Annotated in this window: 6 protein-coding genes and 1 pseudogene; all 7 read right to left on the bottom strand. The window is 69.0% G+C overall.

Features of this window, described 5'->3' with window-relative positions; translation table 11 throughout:
• Nucleotides 1-41 precede the first annotated feature (41 nt).
• Nucleotides 42-476, bottom strand: coding sequence for a QcrA and Rieske domain-containing protein (locus WA965_RS10095; protein WP_526294302.1), 435 nt, complete (start codon nucleotides 474-476; stop codon nucleotides 42-44).
• Between the two features lie 58 nt (nucleotides 477-534).
• Nucleotides 535-2,298 (bottom strand): MtrAB system accessory lipoprotein LpqB, encoded by a 1,764-nt coding sequence (gene lpqB / locus WA965_RS10090; RefSeq protein WP_526294303.1) that lies wholly within the window; start codon nucleotides 2,296-2,298, stop codon nucleotides 535-537.
• A complete protein-coding gene (mtrB, locus tag WA965_RS10085; RefSeq protein WP_526447463.1) occupies nucleotides 2,295-3,947 on the bottom strand; it encodes an MtrAB system histidine kinase MtrB in 1,653 nt (550 codons plus the stop codon). The genes lpqB and mtrB overlap by 4 nt, the downstream gene beginning before the upstream one ends.
• A gap of 64 nt (nucleotides 3,948-4,011) precedes the next feature.
• On the bottom strand, nucleotides 4,012-4,698 hold the full coding sequence (mtrA, locus tag WA965_RS10080; RefSeq protein ID WP_178360924.1) for a two-component system response regulator MtrA: 687 nt from the start codon (nucleotides 4,696-4,698) through the stop codon (nucleotides 4,012-4,014).
• Between the two features lie 129 nt (nucleotides 4,699-4,827).
• The gene (locus WA965_RS10075) at nucleotides 4,828-5,436 is read right to left on the bottom strand and encodes a sensor domain-containing protein (protein ID WP_526301563.1); all 609 of its coding nucleotides are present in this window, start codon (nucleotides 5,434-5,436) and stop codon (nucleotides 4,828-4,830) included.
• 35 nt (nucleotides 5,437-5,471) lie between these two features.
• Complete coding sequence (locus WA965_RS10070) at nucleotides 5,472-6,164, bottom strand: hypothetical protein (protein ID WP_526301561.1); 693 nt, start codon at nucleotides 6,162-6,164, stop codon at nucleotides 5,472-5,474.
• A gap of 67 nt (nucleotides 6,165-6,231) precedes the next feature.
• Nucleotides 6,232-6,520, bottom strand: a pseudogene (locus WA965_RS10065) (dTMP kinase); the annotation flags it as partial.

The raw sequence follows: 6,520 nt of genomic DNA, 5'->3' as shown, positions 1-6,520 counted from the left end.
GCGCGGGACGGGGCCAGCGGACCGGGCCAGCGGGCAGACCCTCAGCCCAGGACGATCGACTCCCCCTGCACGGTGATCGGTTCCGCGGTCAGCGGTCGCGTCGCCGGGCCGTTGACCACCTCACCGTCGAGGCTGAACTTGCTGCCGTGGCACGGACAGTTCAACGTCCCGTCGGCCACCGAATCGATCAGGCACCCGCTGTGTGTGCACACCGCCGAGAACGCCTTGTAGTCGCCGGCCACGGGCTGGGTCACCACCACCTCACCGACGACCACGCCGGACCCGACGGGCACCTCGGCGGTGGTGGTCAGCGCATCGGGCTCAGCAGGCGATTCGGAGGAGGCGGCCTGCTCACCGCCGGAATCACCGCCGGAGTCCCCGCCACTGGAACAGGCGGCCAGCGCGGCGGCCGCCAGGCCGATTCCCGCGCCGGCGAGCACCGTTTTGCGGGGCACCCGCACCTCGTTGATGTTCATCCACTGACCTCTTCTGTAGGGCTGGCTGTCGGAGGGCTGTCCGACAACACGTCCGGTGTCAGCCCGGCAGCACGGGCAGCGCACCCGCTGCCATCAATGGCCGGACCTCGGTCCACCCCGGCTCGCCTTCGGCGGACGACGCGGAGAGCTGGACGACCCCGCGGCCGTCGGCGACGTAGACCGCCGACGGGTTCGCCGCCACCGTCGTCACCGGCATCAGCACATTGCGGCTCGGTCCGTCGGAGTTCACGCCGTCGATGTTGATGTACGCCACCGGATTCCGGGCGTCGGTGCGGGTGACGACGAGGTCGTCACCGGTGCGCCACGACAGCGATACCACGGTGTCGCGCAACCCGTATCCCAACCGCCGCGGGTAGGTCAGCGCGTAGCCGCCACCTTCGGTCTGCTCGACGCCGGCGACGATCACCCGCCCTTCGATCACCATCGCCGCGCGGGTGCCGTCCCGGGAGAGCTGCAGATCGGCGATCGGCCCCGGATAGCGGGTCGACACCGCGGTGGAGTCGACGGGGATCCGGGCGGGCTGCCCGGACGCGTCCTGGATGACACGTACGACGTTGATGCCGTCGACGACGACCCAGATCGCGTCGTCCAGTGACCAGCTCGGCCGGCTGAGGCTGCGGCCGTCCATCGCCTGAGAGGCGTTGCCGCCCAACGGTCCGACCCACAGCGACGACGCCATGTCGGGAGCGCCGGGGCGTTCGGTGACGATCGACGCCGCCAACTGCCCGCCGCGGGACAGCGCGGCAGCCGTCTGCCCGGGGATCTGCCCGAACGAACCCGCCACCCGCGGCGCCCGCTGACCGTCCAGTCGCACCATCGACCCGCCGACGAGGGCGTGCAGTCCCGCCGCGGCGCCGTCGACGGCACCGGGATCGGTGGCGGCGACGTCAGCGGTGTCCCAGCCGTCGGCGAACCGGTCGTCGAGCGCGGCGCCGTCGGCGTTGATCACATAGGGCCCGTTGATTCCGGCCCGGGAAAGCGTCCAGATGATCTGCGCCGCAAGGAGTTGCCTGCTCTGCGGATCTGTGGTCGACAGGTTCTCCAGGTCGATGCGGGCGCCGCCGTAACCGCGCCCCACCCCGGCCCGGCCACCATCGGCGCGCGTCACCGGTCCACGCAGCGACAACGGCGGAGCCAGCAGGTTGCGCACCGTCTTGTCCATCTCCGGTCGCGGACCCGCGATCAACTTGGTGACCAGTTCGGTGGCCAGCTGGTCGGGATCGGACACCGCGACGTAGCGCGGATCAGGCACCACGGTCTTGCCCGTCGGGTCGGCGAAGTAGAGGGTGCTGCGTTTGTAGGTGGCCTGGAATTGCTGCCAGTCGAGGAAGACTCCGTTGGGCAGCCGGTCGATGCGCCAGCCGTCGGTGGTTTTCACCAGCTCGATGGGGCCGGGGTCAGGCAGCGCACCCTCCCCTGTCTCGAATACCCCCATGTCCGACAGCGAGCCCAGGATGTCGGCGCGCATCGTCACCGAAACCCTTTCAGTGGTGCGGGTTTCGACAAAAACCACGTTGTCGATCAGCAGCGCGCTGCCCGCATCATCCCAGCTGCTGGAGGCCGACTCGGTGAGGAACTGGCGGGCGAGCAGATGCCGGTTGGACGGGTCGGCGGTCGCCTTGAGGAACTCGCGCAGCATCACGTCGGGATCCATTCCCGGTGTGGGTTCGGGAAGGCTCGGCGGCGGGGGCCGTTCGACGGTCCCGATCGCCTGCGGTGAGGACGAGCTGGGCACCCCGGCGCAACCGGCCACGGCGAGCACGACAACGGACAGCCAGAGCGCAACCCAGACGCGCGTCACACGCTCTCCCCGGCGGGTTCGCGGTCGCGCGTCGGCCGGCGGGTCGGCGCACTGGCGGCACTCTCGATGGGCTTGACGGGCAGTGGGCTGCTGGTCACCTTGTGCCCGCGGACCAGCGGCAGCGTCAACCGGAAGCAGGCGCCCTTGCCGGGCTCGCCCCACGCCTCGAGGCGGCCCTGGTGCAGCCGGGCGTCCTCGATGCTGATCGCCAATCCCAGGCCGGTGCCGCCGGAGCGACGTACCCGCGACGGGTCCGCCCGCCAGAACCGGCTGAACACCAGCTTCTCCTCGCCGGGCCGTAACCCGACGCCGTGGTCGCGGACGGTCACCGCGACGGTGTCCTCGTCGGCGGCCATCCGGATGCGCACCGGTTTGCGCTCGGCGTGATCGATGGCGTTGGCGATCAGGTTGCGCAGGATCCGCTCCACCCGGCGCGGGTCCACCTCGGCGATGACGTCGTCGGTGGGAAGGTCGAAGATCAGCTCGACGTGGGCGTCCTCGGCGAGATGACCGACGTTGTTGAGCGCGCTCTTGACGATGCCCCGGAGGTCGACGGCTTCGACGGCCAATTCGGCGACGCCGGCGTCGTGGCGCGAGATCTCCAGCAGGTCGTTGAGCAGCGATTCGAATCGGTCCAGTTCGTTGACCATCAGCTCGGTGGAGCGCCGCAGCGCGGGGTCGAGTTCGTCGGCATGGTCGTGGATCAGGTCGGCGGCCATCCGCACCGTGGTCAGCGGGGTGCGCAGCTCGTGGCTCACATCAGAGGTGAAGCGCCGCTGCAGGTTGCCGAACTCTTCGAGCTGGGTGATCTGGCGTTGCAGGCTTTCGGCCATGTCGTTGAACGACACCGCCAGCCGGGCCATGTCGTCCTCGCCGCGCACCGGCATCCGCTCGGCCAGGTGGCCTTCGGCGAACCGCTCGGCGATGCGCGACGCCGAGCGCACCGGCAGCACGATCTGGCGGGCCACGAGCAGCGCGATCGCGGCCAGCAACCCGAGCAGCACCACCGCGCCCGTCACCAGGGTGCCGCGGACCAGGGTGATCGTGGATTCCTCGCTGTTCAGCGGGAAGATCAGGTAGAGCTCGAGGTTGGCCGCCGGCGACGATGTCGGGCTGCCGACGATCAAGGCCGGTCCGGAGAAGCCGTCGGTGTGCACGGTCGAGTACTGGTAGCTGACCTGACCGGCGTTGACGAAGTCGCGCAGCGCGTTGGGGATCTGGTCGACCGGGCCCGCCGCGGTGGCCGCCCGCGGACCGTCGCCTGGGACGATGAGCACCGCATCGAAGGTGCCCGCCAGGCCGGTGCCCTCGTCGGCCTTGCGGTCGATCAGGGTGTTGCGGGCCAGCTGCAGGCTGCTGTCCAGCGAGCGGGTCTCCTCACCGCCGACGATGCCGCTGACGGTGGTGCGGGCGCGTTCGATCTCCTCGGTCGCGGCGCGCACCTTGACCTCGAGAATGCGATCGGTGATCTGGCTGGTCAACACGAAGCCGAGCACCATGATGACGGCGAGCGACAGCCCCAGCGTCAGCGTGACCACCCGCAGCTGCAGCGAACGTCGCCACGCCGACCCGAGCGCACGGCCCAGCGCACCCAATCCGCGGACCAGTGGTGCGGAGCGTCGGATACGCCGTCTGGAGCTGAAGATCACGGCCACCGCCGAGCGGCCACGGCTGAGCCGTGACAGATCACGGCCACGGCTGAGCCGTGTGAGGTCACGGAGGTCCGGCCTTGTATCCCACTCCTCGAACGGTGAGCACCACCTGCGGGTTCTCCGGGTCCTTCTCGACCTTGGCCCGCAGACGCTGGACATGGACGTTCACCAAACGGGTGTCGGCGGGGTGCCGATAACCCCACACCTGTTCGAGCAGCACATCTCGAGTAAACACCTGACGGGGTTTGCGTGCCAGCGCCACCAACAGGTCGAACTCCAGCGGGGTCAGCGAAATCTGCTCACCCTGGCGGGTGACCTTGTGAGCCGGCACGTCGATCTCGACGTCGGCGATCGACAGCATCTCGGCGGGCTCGTCTTCGTTGCGACGCAACCGGGCGCGCACGCGGGCGACGAGTTCCTTGGGCTTGAACGGCTTCATCACGTAGTCGTCGGCGCCCGATTCCAGACCGAGCACCACGTCGACGGTGTCGGTCTTGGCGGTCAGCATCACGATCGGGACGCCGGAGTCCGCACGCAGAACCCGGCAGACGTCGATGCCGTTCATGCCGGGCAGCATGAGATCCAGCAGCACCAGATCGGGCCGTAGTTCACGCACGGCCGTCAAGGCCTGGGTGCCGTCACCGATGACGGCGGTGTCGAAGCCCTCACCGCGCAGCACGATGGTCAGCATCTCGGCGAGCGAAGGGTCGTCATCGACGACCAGGATCCTTTGCCTCATGGTGTCCATGGTGTCACCAGAATGCGATAAACCTCGGATACCACACCGAACGATTTGCGTGTTGACCGGCACCGAGGCCTGGATCGCGACGCGCGAGCGGCATTCCGGCCGGGGAACGCCGTTTCGGCGCACGCCGGATCAGTCGATGCGGTCGAGGATCCGCGCTGTCATTTCCGAGGCGATCCGCTCGGCTTCGGGCATCACGGTCACCGCCACGTCGACCACGACCGAGGCTTTGACCGCGGATACCAGTGCCCACTCGTCATGGAGGTAGCCGACCGTGTCCTGGTCGGGTCGCGAGATGACTCCGTCCATGAACTCGAGCCTCAGCGCGGCGCAGTCGGTCATGTCCTCCAGGCGGCGGCCGAACGCGTCCCGCGCGCGGTCGCTGTCGGCATACGTCACGACGGTCTGGATGGCCGAGGTGGTCAGCGGTGCCGGGTCCCCCGCGTTCAGGTCGCCCTCGTCCTCGACGGTGCGGATGTCGACCCGGTTGTCACCGAAGGCCGCCCCCTGGTCGAACAGCGCACGGCACGGGCCCTCGGGGGTGGCGGTGTCGGAAACGATCCGGTCGTCGTCGGCCACCCGAGCGAACCCGGCGAATCCGCTGATCTCCCTGACGTCCTGCACGGTGAGCGGCAGCGACTCCAACCCGGTGGCGGGTGTGGAGGCACCGTCGACCGAGCGTTGGCAACCGGCCACGACCAGCGCGGCGCAGCAGGCCAGGATCACTGTTCGGCGCGTCACGTGGCGAATCCTGCCAGCGGCGACGACCGCCCGCCTCAGGCGGCGAGGGTGCCCTCGATGACGTCGCGCTGCTGACGGATCGTCTGGAGCGTCTCGTAGGCGATCTGACGGATGCTGGCCATGACCGGGTTCGACTCGAGAGCTGTTGACGCCCAGGCTTTCTGGCCGGAGACGACCCACCGCAGCGACCGGCTGGAACGCAGGGCTTCGCAGGCTGCCGCCGTCTCGGCGTCGTCGGCGGGGTCGCATCCGTAGCGTGCCAGCGCGAGTACGAGCTGCTTACGGGAGAACACCATCCCGTCGCAGTCCTTCACCACCGGGTTGGTCCACCAGTGGTCGAACGAGATTCGTGATCCCCGTTCGATGCTCCCGCCGTCCCTGGTGCGTATCGGCGCCGGCGGGTACATCCCGAGTTTCGGCACGTACTCGGCATGACGGCGCGGTCCGCCGCACACCTTCATCAGCGTCAGGCAGGCGGACGACGACGTGGTCTTGGGATTCGGAACGCCAGCGGTGTCGACCCAGGTGAGCTGAGCCTGCAGGCCGAGCTGATGGATCAAGGCATCCGACTCGTCGCACTGATGCACCAGTTTGCGGACGTGGGTGGCCAGCATGGTCGCCTCGACGAGCCGGCCCTGGTCGAACTGTTCGCTCGCCGACTTCATGTCGTGAACGAGTTCGTCCAGCATCGTCAGCAGGTCGGCGTACGAATGAATGCGAACGGCCATTGATCCCCCCGGAACGTTGTACTTCCCCCAGGGTGGACAGTAGTGCCGTCGCGGCGTTTCGTCCTGCTTACGACGCAGGCGCCGTCAATTTCCTCGCGAGCGCCCCAGCGTCGACGTCGGGGGGCACCACCACCCACGGCCCGCCCCAGCCCGCCGACGCCAACTCCCCGTACACCGCGGAGGTGCGTTGCTGCAGGCCGTCGTCTCTTTCGTAGGCGTCGCGCGCCCGGTCGGAGTCCTGCGCCGCCCTATCGACCGCCCGCTGCGCCGCCAGTTCCGTCGGGACGTCGAGCAGCACCTGCCAGTCCGGGACGGGTAGCTGCAGCCGTCCGTATTCGAGCTCGCGCACCCACGCC

This window comes from Mycobacterium sp., assembly GCF_049683935.1.
Taxonomy (GTDB): Bacteria; Actinomycetota; Actinomycetes; order Mycobacteriales; family Mycobacteriaceae; genus Mycobacterium.
The sequence above is the reverse complement of the archived record's forward strand: the minus strand, read 5'-3'. Positions and strand labels throughout refer to the sequence as shown.